Raw genomic sequence first — 18352 nt, forward strand, 5'->3', positions numbered from 1 at the left:
CTGCTTCTTCATACTTGCCGAATTATACGATGGTTTTTAATTTTTACGCCACAAGATTGCAGCCGTCGCTCCCAGCCCTGCTGATTGCCGATCGTTTTAGTTTCGGTATATAGTCCAGCTTTTTCTTCAGACTTAGTAAATTTGGCGAACTTTGAGTAAAGTGGGTGAGTGTTGCTCAAAAATGTTTCTTTGCGATGGAGGATTGGCGGATTATCCTGTTGAGAATAGTCGCGAAATCGCAAGCTCAAATCCCGCAAGTCGATGAGCATCGACCATGACAATGCTGGATGCGCGATCGATTCAAAATTGGGATAATAAAGATAAGAAATACATGGCTTATCGGTATGAAACTTAATCAGATTTGCATCTTCAGTACCACCGATATTCCGGCTGGCGCAACCTTCATACAGCCGCAATTTGGGATCGATTTCATTGAGTGCGGAAATATGAACGTATAGAGCCGCAGGCAATAACTTACCAATTTTACTCTGCTGACAAGCTTGCTTAATTACACCCGGCTCGCCAATCTTAAATAATAATCGATCGGCAACCGCACATGCCTCATCATAGCTGCCAAAAAAAGCTTTAATATCTGCCTTCATTGCCATAGATAAATTTCTTAAACTACGTCTTTGTCCGAATTGAGATAGAGCTAAATAAACTTGTAAATCTAGCGATCGCTGATAGGCGATCGCATCCCATTCAGCTTCATCGGTTGCTGTTAAAACGATTTGAAATGCCCGTTTGATACTACCAAATTCGCTATTTAATTCAGGTTCTGCTGCTAGTTCTCCCTTAATTGGAATTCGTCCCCGTTGACTGACAAATTCCATTAACGGAGCGAGTTGAACCTGATAATCTTCAAACCTTTTGCTCTCAACTCGCACGCGCGGCGTCGTCATCCGCGTATATAGTCTCGCCGCTCGAAAACTTTCGGCTTGCGATAGATCGCGAAATACTAAAAAAATTCCCAATCCGATTGGAATGGCATCGACACTCAAAACTCGATCGATATATTCTTTTAATTCTACTTGTTGATAATACTTCTGAAAAGTATTGCGCTTAGTTAAAATCCCATCGCCATAAGCTAACATTCCACTCAGATCGTTAACTAAAATCTGTGCGGCGACGATTAATACCCGTCCTGTCAATTCCCACGCTTGACTTAATGCTCGATCGCGTTCTTGGGGATCTTCGATGACATTAATGATATAGCTAAGATTGACAATATCTGCCGATCGAATCTCAACATCGGGGAAATAATATGGGTCCCAACCTTCACAGTCATACCCCTGCGACTTCAACCGTTTGACATCGCCACCAACGCCACAACCATAGTCAAAAATACTAGTTTCTGTCGTAATAATACCCGACTCGATCGCCAGTCGCACTGGACGAGATAGTTCTACCCGCGAGATGGCGGCACGGTGTCGTTCGACTTCTACTGTGCTTGGTATTTGCGACATAATTAAGTTAGCGATCGATACGTTAACTGCATAAAGTAGCTTTGTAGGGTGGGCACTGCCCACCATCTAGATTTATCTAAGTTCTAGAGATATGTTTGAAGTGAGTATTTTGAATAAATAAGAATTTAAATGTAGCTCATTCATAATATCTGAAACTTAGATGGTGGATACTGCCCACCATACATTTATTACTACACTAAACCCACTCAGCATTTTCTAGAGGAGTTCCTTCAACAATGGCGCATTCAAAACTACTAATTTCGATGGCACAATCATCCCATCTATCCCATTTAGAATCTGATAACCAGGCATACTCAAAAGCAACTCCTTTGCCATAAGCTCCCTCAAAATTAACGAAACTCATATCCGAATGGCCGAAATCGACGTAACTTATATCGGCATCCTGAAAATTTGCATTCCTTAAAACTGCATATCTTATACAAGTATAACCGCCAGATGCATTACCTATTCCGATACTACTATACTGTCCAGGCCAAGTATTAATATTGTCTTTGAAGAAGAATGATTGACTTCTCCCATAATCTCCACTGAGATCTGCACCTGTAAAATTAACTTCACTAAGGTCGGCTCGATCTAAGTTAATACCTCTCAAAACAGCATTACTTAGATCGATTCCATGAAGATATATTCCAGCAAAGTCTCGCTCGCCAGCGACATAAACATCTAATAACTCTTGTGCCGTCATCTTTCTACTCATAAGATTCTGCTCCAACACATTCGTTCAAATCCTTTGCTGAGACAAGGTTTAAATATATTTTACAAATAGTCGATCGCACTTTATAGTCGAATCGAGGTTGGTGAAGATCGATCTGTTATTGGTGGGTGAGGGCGGGTTCGATTGAGATTTTCAGAATTATGTGGAATCAATCTCATAAACCCGCCCCTACAGATCCTTGTGTTATTTACCAACTTGAATTAATTCGACTTTATAACCTGTCGGATCTTCGACAAAAGCAATTACCGTGCTGCCGTGTTTCATCGCTCCTGGTGCGCGAACGACTTTGCCGCCTTTAGCCGCAATCGCATCGCAGGTGGCATAGATATCATCCACCCCGATCGCGATATGACCGTAGGCATCGCCGATCGTATATGCTGAGGTATCCCAATTATGGGTGAGTTCGATGACCGAATGGTCGGATTCACCACCGTAGCCGACAAAAGCTAGCGTAAACTTGCCATCTGGATAGTCTTGTTTGCGGAGGAGCTTCATTCCTAACACTTCGCAATAGAAGCGGATCGATGCCTCTAAATCGCCCACACGCAGCATTGTATGTAATAAACGCATAGCTCTAAATGCCCGATTTACAAAATTTGGTGACTAAACTTGCTAACTAATGTGTCTTCAGGTCGTATGATAACCTGTTGGCACCGATCGTTGCCACGGAACGGATAATCAGGGTGTCAAGCTACATTAGTTTACGGAAAGATCGATTACCTACGGTAGGCTAAGCCAACGAGATCGAAGGATGAGGGAACAACTATGAACATGCCAGATATGGCAATTGCGGAAATCAGAGCTAGAGAGATTCTCGATTCTCGCGGTCGCCCGACAGTAGAAGCAGAAGTATACTTAGCCAATGGTGGATTTGGGTTAGCTCAAGTTCCTAGCGGCGCATCAACGGGCAGTTTTGAAGCCCACGAATTGCGGGATGACGATCCTAGTCGCTATGGCGGCAAAGGCGTCCTCAAAGCTGTTACGAATATTCAAGACAAAATCGCGCCAGCACTGGAAGGCATGGATGCCTTCGATCAAATCGCGATCGATCGAGCGATGATTGAATTAGATGGTACGCCTACCAAATCCAAATTGGGGGCTAATGCTATTTTAGCGGTATCGCTCGCTAATGCCAAAGCGGTCTCTAATGCTCTCGGAGTGCCGATTTATCGGTATCTGGGTGGCCCCTTAGCCAACCTATTACCCGTACCGCTGATGAATGTCATCAACGGGGGCGCACACGCTGCCAATAACATTGACTTCCAAGAATTCATGATCGTCCCCGTCGGTGCGACATCCTTCAAAGAAGCCCTGCGCTGGGGAGCCGAAGTCTTTGCCTCTCTAAGCAAAGTTTTAGACCAAAAGGGTCTCCTAACTGGTGTCGGCGATGAAGGTGGCTTCGCACCCAATTTAGAGTCCAATCAGGCATCATTGGAGTTGCTGATTGCCGCGATCGAATCGGCAGGCTACAAACCGGGCGAACAAGTCGCGCTAGCTCTCGACGTAGCAGCGAGTGAATTTTACAAAGATGGTAACTACATCTACGATGGCAGCAGCCATACCCCAGTAGAGTTTATCGACTATCTAGCCGATCTCACCACTAAATATCCGATCGTCTCGATCGAAGATGGTTTGCACGAAGATGATTGGGCAAACTGGCAATTACTCACTCAAAAAATCGGCTCCAAAGTCCAACTAGTCGGCGATGACTTATTCGTGACTAATTCCACCCGCTTGCGCCAAGGCATCGACCAAAAATCAGCCAATGCCATTTTGATCAAACTCAATCAAATCGGTACCCTGACTGAAACCCTGCAAACGATCGACCTGGCGACACGCAACGGTTTCAAATCGATTATCAGCCATCGCTCTGGCGAAACTGAAGATACCACCATCGCCGATCTCGCCGTCGCCACTCGCGCCGGACAAATCAAAACTGGTTCTCTGTGTCGTAGCGAACGGGTAGCCAAATACAACCGCCTCCTCCGCATCGAAGATGAATTAGGCGATTTGGCAATCTATGCAGGTCTAGAATAATCGATTTGGCACAGCCGACGCTACACGGACGGTTAATTTAAGTTCGATCGTGTACGAAGGAGGGGCAATTCAGGAATTGCCCCTCCTTTTTTAGCGATTTGGAAAAGCCCTGACCTTTGAGATCCTGGAAGTGGAGGGTGGGCACCAATACTTCTTGGTTAAGAACTGCTGCTTGCTATTTTACACGATCGAAACACCAGTAATTCTCAATTCCCGATTCCCAATTCCTAACTCTTAAACACCGACTTCCGACACGATAGTACCGTTACTTATGCCTAAGACTGCTAGTTCGATCGACTCACTTCGATATAATGCTATTAATGAGCCATTCGCCACTGTCACTGACCCATGGATACCAAAGCCTTTAAGAGATCGCTCAACCAATCAGATAACTATCATCGCAAAGGATTCGGACATCAGGCTGATGTTGCTATCGTGCTGGAATCTGAATATCAAAGCAATCTGATTCAAGAAATACGCGATCGCAATTACACCCTCACTCGCGGCGATGTCACGATTAAACTAGCCAAATCTTTTGGCTTTTGTTGGGGGGTAGAAAGAGCGGTAGCCATTGCATATGAAACGCGCCAGCACTTTCCCACAGAACGGATTTGGATTACTAATGAAATCATTCATAACCCATCTGTCAATCAGCGGTTGCGGGAAATGAATGTTAATTTTATTCAGGTCGAAAACGGCGTAAAGAACTTCGATCTTATCGATCGGGGGGATGTGGTGATTTTACCTGCTTTTGGTGCTAGCGTCCAAGAAATGCAACTATTAAATGATAAGGGTTGCACGATCGTCGATACTACCTGTCCGTGGGTATCTAAGGTGTGGAACACGATCGAGAAGCACAAGAAGGTCGATTATACTTCGATTATTCACGGTCAGTACAAGCATGAAGAAACTGTCGCTACTAGTTCTTTTGCCAATAAGTATTTAGTCGTGCTGAATATGGCGGAGGCCAATTATGTTGCCGATTATATTTTAAATAATGGCAATTCTCCTCAAGAGAAGCTCCAACGTCGTAACGAATTTTTAGCTAAATTTAGTAATGCTTGTTCCGCAGGGTTCGATCCGGATCTCGATTTAGAAAAAGTGGGGATTGCCAACCAGACAACTATGCTTAAAACCGAAACTGAAGCGATCGGTAAATTATTCGAGCGGACGATGATGAAAAAGTATAGCACTGCCGAACTAAACGACCACTTCCAAAGCTTCAATACGATCTGTGATGCCACCCAAGAGCGTCAGGACGCCATGTTTGAGCTGGTAGACGAGAAACTCGATCTGATGGTTGTCATCGGTGGTTACAATTCATCTAATACCACGCATCTCCAGGAAATTTCGATCGAACATCAAATTCCTTCGTATCATATCGATAGCGATGTCCGTATTTTGGCTGATAATCAAATCGAACACAAACCGCTATTTAAAGAGTTAGAAATTACTAAAAATTGGCTCCCAGATGGCCCAATTACCGTTGGTGTCACATCGGGTGCTTCGACTCCAGACAAAGTAGTCGAAGCGGCGATCGAACGCATCTTTGCGACTAAAAGCGGAGTTGTTACAACTAGCCATATAACTGCTTAATGTGTCCGTTCATACCGATTGAAACTCAAAGCTCAGTAATTATAAAAAGTGAAGACTCCATGACAAAAGTGAAAAAAGACTAAAATTTTCCCGATTTTCTTAATCTTTAATAAAAGTACTGTTTTCTCCCTAAATTAGCAGGTTATGATATTAATTATGAATTGAGGTGCGATTGGTGCTCCACACACTATTAGCGATTATTGCGGTTATTATCTTGCTGGTGATTTGTTGGTGGCTGAGCTATTGTCAGCGACTGCGCGCGCGCAGTCGGCGGCTGACGATGACGGAGTCTAGCTCCAATCGACGATTTTACAAGCGGGTAAATCGAGATCCCGAAGAGCAATACATTGAGGGAGTCGGGTATGTAATTGGCGATTTAAGTTGCAGTTACAATGCCAGATCTCCATACATTCGCTGTGCTGTGAATCCAGACGGACTTTGCCAAGATTGTCGCCACTACCACAAAAAAGAGGAATAACAGTGGATGGCTCGATCGTCACAGAGCGAGCGATTGCTGTTGTCAATCGATGATTATCTTTCCCGCCGTATGATGGTCGATCTCTACTCATCGCAGCGGGAATTTCTATATTGTCAGATCGATCCTCGATCGAGATCGTTTGTTAAGCCAATTGGCGTAGTCTGAATATATAGAAAACAATTAATTCGACCTCTGAGTCATCATTATTTAGATCGCTCGCGATCGTATTAGCTTGGATCTGGCGATCGTCATTAAATGCACTCTCAATCGGCTCACAAGGACCCTCACAAGTTTAGCCTTCGCCCTCGGTTGTGGATATCGCTGGCAATTGGTGGTGTAGTAGCCATGCTATTACCCGATTGGATGTATATAACGACTCGAATCCTCTGCGTTTGGGATGCAGTCACGATCTCCTTTCTAATTCTGACGTGGCGATTGATGTTTCTTGCAACCCCAGAAATGATGCAAAGGTTGGCACTCAAAGAGGACGAAGGGCGGTGGATTATCTCGATCTCGATCGCTGTAGCGGCCTGTATCAGCCTGATTGCCGTCGGTACGATTCCACACGAAAAGCAAGCTCCAACTGCGATTTTGTTTATGCATTTAGGAGTCTCGATCGCTACAATTATTGGCTCATGGTTATTGGTGCATACTATTTTCACCCAACACTATGCCCATTTATATTATCAGGGCGATAAAACGCTGGCCGAACGAAAATCTTCAGGCTTAGACTTTCCCGAAGAACTAGAACCCGATTACTGGGATTTTATGTACTTTGCCTTTGTAATTGGGATGACAAGTCAGGTATCAGATGTCAACGTTACATCTCGCGAAATGAGACGCTGGAGCTTGTTGCATGGGATCTTATCTTTCTTTTTTAATACAACAATTTTAGCCATCACAATTAATATGGTTGCTGGTATAATCTAATCGATCTGGATAGGGGGTAGAGGGTAGTGAACAGTGAATAGTGAATAGATGGGTCACAAGCTTCCCCATCTACCTATCCGCCCATCCTCCGGTGGTACAGTCTACTCATCCACCCATCTACCCCTGTAGTGCGGTATCCCCTACTAAGACAAATGGCCGAGATCGGCTAAAATCCCAACTATCTATCTGGTTGACAACTCGATCGACCTTCTCCAGCTAAGCTTAATTTTATGCAGAATCGGTTCTCTGACAACTTTTCTGGCGATTTATCCGGTGGTGACCTTGGGATATCCGGTTTTTATAATAAAACCCGCACCGTCGGACAAGGAAATCAAGCTTGGGTATTAATGACAATTATTGGGCTGCTATCGCTCGGTGCGATCGGTTCGCGACTGGGTTATTTACAATTAAATCAGGGCGTAAAAAATCGTCAAATTGCCGAAAATAATCGCGTCCGCACGGTGGCTAAGCCGCCCGTGCGCGGTAATATTTACGATCGCAAAGGTCGGCTTTTAGCTGGTAACAAATTATCGCATTCGGTCTTTATTTGGCCTTTGGCTCTCAAGCGTGAAAATTGGCTCAAAACTCGTCGCGAGGTAGCCCAAATTCTGGCTCTGGATGAAGACACGATCCAGCAGAAGATGACTGGAACGAGTGTCAATTCTACCAATCGGGTGCGGATCGTGCGAGATTTGACCACCGCACAGATTACCAGACTTAAGGAATACGGTGCCGAAAAAGAAGGGATCGATGTCGATATCGAATCGGTACGTTATTATCCCGGCGGACAACTTGCGGCGCACGTTCTGGGCTACACCGGAGAAATGAACGATCGCGAGTTGGCCAAACGCCGATCGATGGGCTACCGTTTGGGCGATGTCACAGGCAAAATGGGACTAGAATCGACCCTCGAAGACAGGTTGCGCGGCGAGTGGGGCGGTACCCAAGTGGAAGTAGATGGCGCGGGGAGATTGCAGCAATTTTTGGGGCAAAAGGTCTCTAAGCCGGGGCAAGATGTGACGATTACAATCGATCGCGATCTTCAAAAAGTGGCTGAAGATGCACTGGGCACTCATAAAGCCGCACTTATCGCCATGGACCCGCACACGGGTGAAATCTTGGCGATGGCCAGTCGCCCCGCTTTCGATCCCAATTCACTCTCTGGGCGGATTTCTCCTGCCGTCTGGAAAGAACTGCAAGGCAAAGATCACCCCTTTGTCAATCGTGCGCTGAGTGTCTTCCCACCTGCTAGTACTTTCAAAATCGTCACGACTACCGCCGCCTTAGAATCTGGCAAATTCAAGCCCGATGCAATTCTCCAAACTTATGCCTCCTTGCGAATCGGTGGCTTTACCTTTTCCGATTGGAATCATGCTGGCTTTGGAGCAATAGGCTTTCCCGGTGCTATGAAATGGAGTAGTAACACGTTCTTTGGCCAAGTTGGTCAGCGGGTGGGTGGAGAAACTTTGATCGACTGGGCGCGCAAATATGGGTTTGGTAAAAAAACTGGGATCGAACTACCTGAAGAACGCAAAGGTTTGGTATCTGATGATAACTGGAAACAACTCAACTATAAAATACCCTGGTCGATTGGCGATACGATTAACATGTCAATCGGGCAAGGATTTCTGCAAACTTCACCGCTCCAAGTAGCTGGGATGTTTGCCGTGCCTGCCAATGGTGGCTATCATGTTCAGCCTCACTTGCTCAAAGATGCCACTAAACGCGAACGGCGACAATCGATGAATCTCAAACCCAGTACGATTGCGACTCTGCGTAAAGGTTTACGCCAAGTCGTCGATGGTGGTACTGGTGGTGCGCTAAATGTCAAAACTATCCCACCTGCAAGCGGTAAAAGCGGTACGGCTGAAGCCCCTCCTGGCGAAAACCATGTCTGGTTTGGTGGCTATGCACCAGTAGATAAACCGGAGATTGTGGTTGTAGCTTTTGGGGAACACACTGGCGGTGGTGGGGGTAAAACTGCCGCACCAATGGTACTCAAGGTGATGGAAGCCTATTTTAATGGCGGCAAACCTTTACCGACAACAGAAAAAGATAAAGAGAAGGCGACTTCCCAACCAGTACGAAACAGAACCCGCGCTCGTCGTCGGTAAAACTCGGTAGACTATAGATTGGGCAACATCGATTCTAAATCCGATCGAGTGCCCATCTGTACCGTCGAAATGCCCTCGCAAGTACGCTTAATCAGTCCATTGAGGACTTTGCCAGGGCCGACTTCGATCGATCTCTCGATGCCCAATGCGGCCAACTGGAGCGAGATTTCTCGCCACCGTACCGAACCTGTAATTTGACGATCGAGTTGTGCTTTGAGTTCGCTACCCTTTGTGGTTGGTGTCGGCGCGACATTAGACAACACGGGGATTTGGGCTTCGCGAAACTCAATTGGGGCGAGCAATTTCCCAAACTCAGTGGCGGCTGTTGCCATCAGCGGCGAGTGGAAGGCACCAGAAACATTCAGCGGGATGGCACGTTTGACTTTAATTTTGCTCAATACCGCCGCAATCCCTTCACTGGTACCAGAAATTACCACCTGAGCGGTACTATTATCGTTAGCGATGACGACACCTTCACTATCGGCGATCGCGAGTTCTAGTTTATCTCGATCGAAACCGATTAAGGCTGTCATTCCCCCTTCCGACGCCAGATCCATCAATTCGGCACGACGTTTGACCAGTTCCAATCCCGTCTCGAAGTCTAATACTCCCGCCGCATACAAGGCCACATATTCGCCCAAACTATGCCCTGCCACAGCATCGGGACTCAAACCACGCTGTTTGAGCGCGTCTACTAAAATACTTTCAATGACATACAAACACGGTTGTGTATAGCGAGTATTTGCTAATTTTTCTTCATCATTTTGACAAATATCGACTACCGACCAACCGAGAATTTCTGTGGCTCGATCGTATGTTTTTTTAGCCGCATCTAGCTCGATTAAATCTACACCCATTCCGAGTACTTGCGAGCCTTGTCCGGGGAATACCCATGCAGTTTTCATATTAATTATTAATTGTTATATTTATCTTTTAATGTAAAGGCCGAAGTGAATCTTGGTAACAGTTTTTGTTTTTTCAAACATAAGCTCGTCTAAAGTTATTAGAAAGTTTTCAACTTTAACTATTGGCGATCGATCGTATTTTATCTTAATTGCGATCTCTATTCACTATCCACTAAAATTCAATTGCCCCATTGAAAGATGGCAGCACCCCAACTCAAACCCGCACCGAAACCAGAAGTGGCGATCGTGTCGCCAGCTTGAATTTTACCAGCTCTGACCGCTTCATTGAGCGCGATCGGAATTGAAGCTGCGGAAGTATTGCCATATTTAGCAACATTACTAACTACCTTTTCGGGCGCAATTTGCAGGCGTTCGGCGACAGCATCCATAATGCGTTGATTAGCTTGATGCAAGATCAACCAATCGATATCAGCACTAGTTAGATTGGCTTGATGGATGACTTTATCGATCGCATCGGGAACGCGATTGATGGCAAATCGATAGACTTCTTTGCCATTCATCGTAATGTATTGATACTTACCTTGAGTCAGAGTAATACCGGGCAATAACTCGCGCAGTTCGGGTTTGAAAGCCAGATTGAGACACCGATTTTGGGTACCATCGCTGTTAATTTCAAAGCCTAATAAGCGATCGAGATTTGGATTGCCTTGCAGCAACACTGCACCCGCACCATCGCCAAATAATACGCAAGTATTGCGATCGTTCCAATCCACCCATCGCGACAACAGATCCGCACCAATTACCAGAATATTCCGATATACACCCGATCGAATAAATTGCGACGCAGTAACTACACCAAACACGAATCCCGAACAAGCTGCTGTCAAGTCAAAAGCTACCGCCCTCGTCGCGCCTAACTGCGCTTGAATCTGACAAGCCGTACCGAATAAGTCTTCAGAAGAAGAAGTCGCTAAGATAATCATATCGACATCCGTCGCAACCATTCCCGCCATGTTTAGAGCCTGCTGTGCCGCTTGCGCCGCCAAACCAGCTAGCGACTCGCGATCGTGACTGATATGCCGCTGCCGAATTCCCGTGCGGCTAGAAATCCACTCATCAGAAGTATCTACCACCTGCGCTAATGCATCATTGAGTACTACAGTCTCTGGAGCAGCCGCACCGCAGCCAATAAAGGTAACTCCCATGGATGTGTAGTTTGATGGCATTTAGGTAGAGGGTGGGGGTAGGGATTGGAAAAGAAGGGCAAAGGGGAAAGGGAAAAGGGGAAATTTTAAAATACTTTTACTCACATCTCGATCTACAAAGACCAGTAAAAGTGTAGATAGTGGGGTACCCACAAGGGGTACCCCTACAGGTTAATTGTGTAGGGGTGCCCCTTGTGGGTACCCTGGGTTTACACTAAGCACTAGTATATTTCGACTGATGCAAGATGTGAGTTTACCCTTTAACCTTTCCCCCAACATCAATACAAATATCGACTAGTCGCCAGCAACGGTAGTTTCTTTTCGAGGTGCGGTATCGCGAGTCGAAGATTGGATTTGGGCGATGATATTTTTATCTACAGCACTCTTGGCAGAACGGATCGCATTCGCGATCGAAAAAGCATCCGAACTGCCATGACTGATAATGCAGACGCCTTCTACTCCTAATAGTAAACCACCACCATGTTCGGCGGCATCGATGCGCTTCTTGAGCCGCTTGAGGTTGGGTTTGAGTAGAGCCGTACCGACTTTGCCATTTAGCCCCCGTGGTAGCTCTTCCTTGAGCATTTGCACGACGATATTGCCTACCGCTTCGGCAAACTTGAGCAAGATATTCCCCACGAAACCATCGCAGACGATCGTATCAAAATTGCCCGACAGGACGTCGCGCCCTTCTGCATTGCCGACAAAATTAATATGCGGGTTCTGCTGCAAAATCTCGTGTGCTTCGAGAGCTACGGCATTACCTTTAGATTCTTCTTCGCCGATGTTTAATAGCCCCACCTTGGGAGATTCTACCCCCAGTACATACTGACTGTAGATCGAACCCATTACGGCAAATTGTTCGAGATATTTGGGACGACAATCGACATTTGCACCGACATCTAAAATTAATACCGACTTATCGGCACGATTGGTAGGAAATACCGCCGCAATTGCAGGTCTATCGATTCCCCTCAACCGTCCCAGTCTCAATAATGCGGCTGCCATCGCCGCGCCAGAATGCCCAGCCGAGACTACCGCATCGGCTTTACCATCTTTGACGAGCTGCATCGATACATTGATCGAAGCCTTGGGCTTACGCCGCAGGGCACCCAGCGGTTCTTCGTGCATTTCGATCGTCCCTTCGGCGGGGACGACCTCGATTTTAGGAGCGTTGGGATGCCGATCGAGACAAGCCTGAATTCGATCGGGATCGCCGACCAAGATGACGTCTACATCTGCTAATTCTGTTTGGGCCAGGATCGCACCCGCGACGATGGCGGCGGGTGCATCATCCCCACCCATTGCGTCAAGTGCGATGCGTGCGCGAGTTGAAGCCATTGATGCCACTTAAGTAGAAACCATCCGAATTCTACCAGAATATGGCCACCAGTCACACGATCGAACGGAAACATACTAGCTCAATTTGCTAGTAATGGTTTTTGGCTTTGCTGGAGTGATGTATGAAAGGCTAGGCAGGAAAGCGGGGAGCGGGGAGGAGGTAAGTAAATTAAAAGAGTAACAGCTTAAGACGTTTCAGGAATACTTAACCACTGAGGAGATATTCGATCGAGCTGATGTTGCAGATGATTTGGTGTCTGACAGAATATCTACCAAAGTTAACACTGGTGGATGCAAGTTGGGTGGGAGAAATACTCGATCGATTGGTTGATTTAGATGCAAATATCCCCAAGTTCTTTAAAAACTTGGGGATACTTAGAGGCTATTATTTACTAGAACTTACCAGCTAACGCATCCACACATCGATCGCAAATTACTGGATGTTCGCTATTTTGACCGACTGTAGGTGAATAGTTCCAGCAGCGATCGCACTTGGTACCATCAGCATTTACTACACCAATTTTACCAGTTTCAACAGTTGTTTGATGTTGCAAACCTTCTAGTCGGCTAGCATCATCGATTAACTCGACTTGCGATGCGAGGAAAAAGTATCGCAATTCGTCAATGCCATTAGATGCATTTTGGGGTGCGGCTGGTTTCGTCGGGACATGTACGGGTGTATTTGGGATTAATTCGCCTGAGTCTTCGATCGCCGATACCGTCCGTTCGGTGTAATATTGTGCGCCGATGATGTAATCCTTGTAGGCGATCGCGCGATCGAATGTTTGTTTGCGTTTCTCTTTGGTTAACAAATTACGCACTACGAATAAGCCGCTCATCACCATCCCGACGCCTTGGAGAGTCGTTTCTACAAATGGAACCCGATTAACGATATCGAGCAATCCGATCGCGATATACAATCCAAATGCTCCGGTTAATACCAGGAGAATATTGCCAATCAATCGCCAACCTTTACTATATGCTTCGATCGCTGTGGCAATGCTACCAGTTACGACGTTACCCCCGCTGTGCAATACTTCTTGAATGAGTGGCAGCGGCGAGGCATTAACTAATTTATCGATCGTCGGTGTCCGAGAAGTAGTCGCACTAACTACCACTCCCCCCCTCATACTACCCTCCTGGGAAGGGCTGGGGGTGGGTGTCGTGGGTTCCGTGGGTTCCGAATGCGCCGAAAATGCTCTCAACTTCGCTTTGAGTTCCGGATCGCTCACTTGCAATAATACCTTTGCCTCTAGGCTAGAACCGATCGCTTTATCGGTGCGCGCCTGTTCCATCACCTTGTTGACATCTGTCCGCAGGTCGCGAATTTTGTCCCAATTGAGGGCTAAATCCGGCTGTAACCATTGCGGATCGAGTTTGACCCAGCCAGACTCAAATACAGATTTATAAGGGGTTTGGTAGGGCAAATACTGCCAGATATCTTCTGCCATGTGACAGAGGACGGGGGCAATCGCGCGGGTGAGATTTTCGAGGATAATTGCCAAGACTGTCTGACAACTGCGACGCCGGAAGGATGTCGGCGCGCTGATGTAGAGGCGATCTTTGGCGATATCTAGATAGAAGTTGGACAGATCGACGATGCAGAAATTCTGAACTAGTTGGAAGAATTTAAAGAATTGATATCGATCGAATGCTTCGGTGATTTCGGCTAATACCACACTCATCCGGTGCAGCATATATCGATCGAGTTCGGCTAATTCAGCATAAGGCACGGCATCTTTTGCTGGATCGAAGTCGTGGATATTTCCGAGCAGGAATCGCGCTGTATTCCGAATTTTGCGGGAAGCATCAGATAATTGTTTGAGGATATTGGGGCCGATTCTGACTTCAGTCGCATAATCGACCGATGATACCCACAAGCGGACGAGATCGGCTCCATAAGCCGGATCTTTCTGCTGGTTTTTGCCGCCATCCATCACCACCATTGGGTCGATGATATTGCCCAATGATTTACTCATTTTCTCGCCTTTCTCATCCAATACGAAGCCATGGGTGAGGACGGTTTTAAATGGTGCGATGCCATTATTAGCGACGCTAGTGAGCAAACTCGATTGGAACCAACCCCGATGTTGATCGGAGCCTTCGAGATACATATCGACTGGATAGATTAAATTATCTCGTTGGTTGGCAACCGCCGCCCAGGAGGAGCCAGAATCGAACCAGACATCCATGGTGTCGGTACCTTTGATATAGGTACGGCCATTATGACGATGAGATTCGGGTAATAGTTCTTCAACAGACATGGAGTACCACGCATCGGAACCATGTTCGCGGAAGATGTTTTGGACGTGGTTAATCGATGCTTCTGTTAGTAATGGTTCGTTGGTTTCAGCATCATAAAAAACGGGAATTGGTACGCCCCAATTGCGCTGACGAGAGATGCACCAATCCGATCGTTCGGCGACCATGGGCGTGATCCGATTCTCACCTTGAGCGGGAATCCATTCGACTTCGGAAATCGCTTTTAGTGCTGCTTCTTTAAACCCTTTAACCGATGCAAACCACTGTTCGGTAGCACGGAAAATTGTCGGCTTTTTGGTACGCCAATCGTAGGGATATTTATGTGCGTATGATTCCTCTTTAATTAGCGATCGAGCTTCGATTAAGGCTTGAATGACTAATTCATTACCATCGCCTAAAACATTCGCACCTTTTAATAGTTCTCCGGCTTCGTCGGTAAAATTACCATCGCCATCGACAGGTGCCAGAATTGACAAACCGTACTTCTGACCGACGATATAATCTTCTTGACCGTGCCCTGGGGCGGTATGTACCAACCCAGTCCCGGATTCTGTCGTGATATAGTCGCCGCCGATAATCACCGGACTGTGGCGATCGTAGAGCGGATGTTTGTAAGTAGTATGTTCTAAATCTGCACCTTTGATTTCGGCTTTGGTAGTTAGATGCAGGTTAAATTTAGCAGCTAATCCTTCGACCATATCGGCAGCCACGATCGCATATTTGCAGCCATCGTATTTATTATCTTCTGGTGCGGCAACTTCGACGATCGCGTAGTTGAGATCGGGATTTACCGCCACGGCTAAATTCGCCGGAATCGTCCAAGGGGTAGTCGTCCAGATTGCGACTGCTAAATCTTCCTGAAATGGTTCTAAAATTGCCTTAGCAGCATCGGCAACCTGCGTGACCTTAAATGCAGCGAAGATACTCCGCGAGACGTGTCCTTCGGGATATTCTAGCTCTGCTTCTGCCAGAGCCGTCTTGGAACTGGGACTCCAATGCACGGGTTTCAAGCCGCGATAGATATAGCCTTCGAGCACCATTTTTCCGAACACGCCAACTTGTGCCGCTTCATATTCGGGTTGCAGGGTGAGATAGGGCTTATCCCATTCCCCCCAGACACCCAGCCGCTTGAAGCCGATCTTTTGTTCTTCTACCGTTTTGAGCGCGAATGCTGCCGCTTTCTGCCGTAGTTCCAGCGGTGTCAAACTCAGACGTTCCGCTGGCTTCATATCTTGGATGACTTTAAGCTCGATCGGTAGTCCGTGACAATCCCATCCCGGCACGTAGCGGACTTTGCGCCCTTTGAGCAGTTGGTAACGGTTGATGATATCTTTGAGCGTTTTATTCAGCGCGTGACCCATATGCAGCGAGCCATTAGCGTATGGAGGGCCATCGTGCAGCACAAAAATCTCGCCAGGGTTGGACTGTGACAGTCGTTCAAAAATTTGCTCGTCTGCCCAGAATTTTTGCAGTTCGGGTTCGCGAATGACAGCGTTAGCGCGCATGTCAAACTTAGTCTGGGGTAGGTTTACCGTATTTTTGTAACTTCCTGGTGCTGTCACAGTAGTAAATGCTCGATTGTTTGTATCCGTATATTATAGGCTTACAGGTGGAGGTATGGCCGATTCGATCGCTAGTCTTTAAAGGACACTATCTGCTTGCGACCAGGTAAACCGAAAAGTCGTCCCTCGACCGAGTTCGGATTCAATTGCGATCTCGCCACCATGACTGTGGACGAGCTTTTTGACAATCGATAATCCGATCCCGGTATTTTCCTGTCGGTCTCGCTCGACTAAAGTTTGGAAAATATCAAACACCCGATCGAAATCGGCTGCGGGAATGCCTGGGCCATCATCTGTCACCGCAAATTTCCACAAATCTGCTTGAAGCTGGGCGGTAATCTGAATGTGTCCATCAGTGCGGTCGTGATGTTTGTAAGCATTACCGATTAAATTAGCAAAGACTTGGCTTAGAAGTAAGCGATTAGTGACGATCGGCGGTAGATTTGTGGGTAAATCGATCCTAAAACTGTCCGAAATGTTCAGAGAATCGATAATTTCTGCTAATAAATCCTCAATCGCAAAAGTTGTCAAACTTACCTCAGTCTGACCGACACGGGCGTAATCGAGCAAACCATCGATTAAAGATGTCATCCGGACTACCCGCGATCGCATTAAGTTTAGGTAATTTTGGGTTTCAGCACCAATTTTTTCAGCCAGACTCTCTTCAATCCATTCCGAGAGATTGGCAATTCCGCGCAGGGGTGCTTTGAGATCGTGAGAAACAATATAAGCAAACTGGTCTAATTCTTGATTGCGTCGTTCGAGTAGGGCAGTGGTTTTGGCAAGTTTGAGCGTCTGCTCTTGGAGAGAAAGTTCGGTCTGCTTGCGCTCTGTAACCTCACAGATGATGCCAAGCATTCGATCGGCCCGATCGTTGTTGTAGTAAGATCTACCAAATGCGTCGAGCCAGTGGATACTACCATCTGGCCAAATTACTCTGTACTGTGTTACAAAATCACTGTGAGTAGTAACTGCCAGTTCGAGTGCTGCTTTGACTGCGGGCAAATCTTCAGGATGAACTCGTCGTTCCCAATCTGCATATGAGTACTCCGCCGCGCTGAATGTATAGCCCAGCATCTTCGCATGATAGTCATTCCAGACCAATTTTTTGGTGACTAAGTTCCAGTCAAAAACACCCATTCGCGCAGCATCGGTCGCTAGTGTCATCCGTTCGGCCAAATTTCTAGTCAAAAGCATCGCGGCTTCTAGTTCTAGCGTCCGTGCAGCCACCCGTGCTTCTAGTTCGTCATTAACTTGTTGAAGTTGGGCTTCAACTAACTCACGAGCGCGGATTTGCTGCTCTAGTGCCTGATTTGTCGCTGCTAACTGCGCTGGACTCGGCAGCAGCAAAGCTTGTGGAATCAATTTCACCAATACTAGGGCAGTATAAGCAGAAACGATACCAGTAGCAGCTTTCACAGTGCCGGAGAGCCAGTATACTGGATGCCACAGCGTCCAGACCTCTAACAGGTGAGTAGTCCCGCACAGAATAATAAATGCCCCAAATAGATTAAAAATCCAATTAAAGGGTAGATCTTCGCGTTTTTCAACGAAATGAAATAAAGTCAATGGAATCGAAAAATAGGCAATCGCGGTCGTTAGATCCGATATCAGATGTAATCCTACTAATTCGGTTTTCCACAGGTAACAATGTCCGTGGGGAATAAAAAATTCTGACATCAATAGGTGTGTGAAATATTCCATTATCGATTTAGATATATGTATCTCCGCTGATTTACTTAGATGAAAAATCTACTTC

General features: G+C 46.5%; 15 protein-coding genes. 7 read left to right on the forward strand and 8 right to left on the reverse strand.

What is annotated here, in order from left to right; all coding sequences use genetic code 11:
• Positions 1-8: 8 nt before the first annotated feature.
• The 3 genes from CHA6605_RS23895 to gloA form a co-directional block, all read right to left on the reverse strand.
• On the reverse strand, positions 9-1466 hold the full coding sequence (locus CHA6605_RS23895) for a DNA phosphorothioation-associated putative methyltransferase (protein WP_041548422.1): 1458 nt from the start codon (positions 1464-1466) through the stop codon (positions 9-11).
• 196 nt (positions 1467-1662) lie between these two features.
• Positions 1663-2184, reverse strand: coding sequence for a pentapeptide repeat-containing protein (locus tag CHA6605_RS23900; protein ID WP_015161947.1), 522 nt, complete (start codon positions 2182-2184; stop codon positions 1663-1665).
• Positions 2185-2385: 201 nt separating this feature from the next.
• Positions 2386-2772, reverse strand: a complete 387-nt coding sequence (gloA, locus tag CHA6605_RS23905; protein WP_015161948.1) for a lactoylglutathione lyase — start codon at positions 2770-2772, stop codon at positions 2386-2388.
• 201 nt (positions 2773-2973) lie between these two features.
• Here gloA and eno point away from each other — a divergent pair, with 201 nt between their 5' ends.
• The 6 genes from eno (at position 2974) to mrdA (ending at position 9357) form a co-directional block, all read left to right on the forward strand.
• Complete coding sequence (gene eno / locus CHA6605_RS23910) at positions 2974-4239, forward strand: phosphopyruvate hydratase (RefSeq protein ID WP_041548423.1); 1266 nt, start codon at positions 2974-2976, stop codon at positions 4237-4239.
• Between the two features lie 348 nt (positions 4240-4587).
• Positions 4588-5835, forward strand: a complete 1248-nt coding sequence (locus tag CHA6605_RS23915) for a 4-hydroxy-3-methylbut-2-enyl diphosphate reductase (protein WP_015161950.1) — start codon at positions 4588-4590, stop codon at positions 5833-5835.
• A gap of 175 nt (positions 5836-6010) precedes the next feature.
• Positions 6011-6313 carry a DUF6464 family protein gene (locus CHA6605_RS23920; protein ID WP_015161951.1) on the forward strand — a complete coding sequence of 101 codons (303 nt, stop codon included), beginning with the start codon at positions 6011-6013 and terminating at the stop codon, positions 6311-6313.
• Between the two features lie 6 nt (positions 6314-6319).
• Positions 6320-6478: a hypothetical protein gene (locus CHA6605_RS34515; protein ID WP_157260090.1), complete on the forward strand. Its 159-nt coding sequence runs from the start codon at positions 6320-6322 to the stop codon at positions 6476-6478.
• Between the two features lie 90 nt (positions 6479-6568).
• Positions 6569-7243: a DUF1345 domain-containing protein gene (locus CHA6605_RS23925; protein WP_015161952.1), complete on the forward strand. Its 675-nt coding sequence runs from the start codon at positions 6569-6571 to the stop codon at positions 7241-7243.
• Positions 7244-7473: 230 nt separating this feature from the next.
• A complete protein-coding gene (gene mrdA, locus CHA6605_RS23930; protein ID WP_015161953.1) occupies positions 7474-9357 on the forward strand; it encodes a penicillin-binding protein 2 in 1884 nt (627 codons plus the stop codon).
• An 11-nt stretch (positions 9358-9368) separates the two neighbouring features.
• Here the strand turns inward: mrdA and fabD are convergent, their stop codons facing one another.
• From fabD to plsX, 3 genes are all read right to left on the reverse strand, one after another.
• Positions 9369-10262, reverse strand: coding sequence for an ACP S-malonyltransferase (gene fabD, locus CHA6605_RS23935; protein WP_015161954.1), 894 nt, complete (start codon positions 10260-10262; stop codon positions 9369-9371).
• 179 nt (positions 10263-10441) lie between these two features.
• On the reverse strand, positions 10442-11449 hold the full coding sequence (locus CHA6605_RS23940; protein WP_041548424.1) for a beta-ketoacyl-ACP synthase 3: 1008 nt from the start codon (positions 11447-11449) through the stop codon (positions 10442-10444).
• A 273-nt stretch (positions 11450-11722) separates the two neighbouring features.
• Positions 11723-12769: a phosphate acyltransferase PlsX gene (gene plsX, locus CHA6605_RS23945; RefSeq protein ID WP_015161956.1), complete on the reverse strand. Its 1047-nt coding sequence runs from the start codon at positions 12767-12769 to the stop codon at positions 11723-11725.
• 236 nt (positions 12770-13005) lie between these two features.
• On the opposite strand from plsX, the gene CHA6605_RS34520 reads away from it, so the two are divergent.
• Positions 13006-13179: a hypothetical protein gene (locus CHA6605_RS34520; protein WP_015161957.1), complete on the forward strand. Its 174-nt coding sequence runs from the start codon at positions 13006-13008 to the stop codon at positions 13177-13179.
• On the opposite strand, the gene ileS is transcribed toward CHA6605_RS34520, so the two are convergent.
• Both ileS and CHA6605_RS23955 read right to left on the reverse strand, forming a co-directional pair.
• The gene (gene ileS, locus CHA6605_RS23950; protein WP_015161958.1) at positions 13162-16593 is read right to left on the reverse strand and encodes an isoleucine--tRNA ligase; all 3432 of its coding nucleotides are present in this window, start codon (positions 16591-16593) and stop codon (positions 13162-13164) included. The two genes, CHA6605_RS34520 and ileS, sit on opposite strands and share 18 nt — an antisense overlap.
• A 78-nt stretch (positions 16594-16671) precedes the next feature.
• A complete protein-coding gene (locus tag CHA6605_RS23955; RefSeq protein ID WP_015161959.1) occupies positions 16672-18297 on the reverse strand; it encodes a sensor histidine kinase in 1626 nt (541 codons plus the stop codon).
• Positions 18298-18352 lie beyond the last annotated feature (55 nt).

This window comes from Chamaesiphon minutus PCC 6605, from assembly GCF_000317145.1.
GTDB classification, from domain to species: Bacteria; Cyanobacteriota; Cyanobacteriia; order Cyanobacteriales; family Chamaesiphonaceae; genus Chamaesiphon; species Chamaesiphon minutus.

Excerpts from the sequence above, each read along its gene's own strand:
- mrdA (WP_015161953.1), top strand. The coding sequence starts at position 7,474 with ATGCAGAATCGGTTCTCTGACAACTTTTCTGGCGATTTATCCGGTGGT.
- CHA6605_RS23915 (WP_015161950.1), top strand. The coding sequence starts at position 4,588 with ATGGATACCAAAGCCTTTAAGAGATCGCTCAACCAATCAGATAACTAT.
- CHA6605_RS23900 (WP_015161947.1), bottom strand. The coding sequence starts at position 2,184 with ATGAGTAGAAAGATGACGGCACAAGAGTTATTAGATGTTTATGTCGCT.
- CHA6605_RS23925 (WP_015161952.1), top strand. The coding sequence starts at position 6,569 with ATGCACTCTCAATCGGCTCACAAGGACCCTCACAAGTTTAGCCTTCGC.
- CHA6605_RS34515 (WP_157260090.1), top strand. The coding sequence starts at position 6,320 with ATGGCTCGATCGTCACAGAGCGAGCGATTGCTGTTGTCAATCGATGAT.
- CHA6605_RS23955 (WP_015161959.1), bottom strand. The coding sequence starts at position 18,297 with ATGGAATATTTCACACACCTATTGATGTCAGAATTTTTTATTCCCCAC.
- CHA6605_RS23940 (WP_041548424.1), bottom strand. The coding sequence starts at position 11,449 with ATGCCATCAAACTACACATCCATGGGAGTTACCTTTATTGGCTGCGGT.
- plsX (WP_015161956.1), bottom strand. The coding sequence starts at position 12,769 with ATGGCTTCAACTCGCGCACGCATCGCACTTGACGCAATGGGTGGGGAT.
- CHA6605_RS23895 (WP_041548422.1), bottom strand. The coding sequence starts at position 1,466 with ATGTCGCAAATACCAAGCACAGTAGAAGTCGAACGACACCGTGCCGCC.
- gloA (WP_015161948.1), bottom strand. The coding sequence starts at position 2,772 with ATGCGTTTATTACATACAATGCTGCGTGTGGGCGATTTAGAGGCATCG.
- eno (WP_041548423.1), top strand. The coding sequence starts at position 2,974 with ATGCCAGATATGGCAATTGCGGAAATCAGAGCTAGAGAGATTCTCGAT.
- fabD (WP_015161954.1), bottom strand. The coding sequence starts at position 10,262 with ATGAAAACTGCATGGGTATTCCCCGGACAAGGCTCGCAAGTACTCGGA.
- CHA6605_RS34520 (WP_015161957.1), top strand. The coding sequence starts at position 13,006 with ATGTTGCAGATGATTTGGTGTCTGACAGAATATCTACCAAAGTTAACA.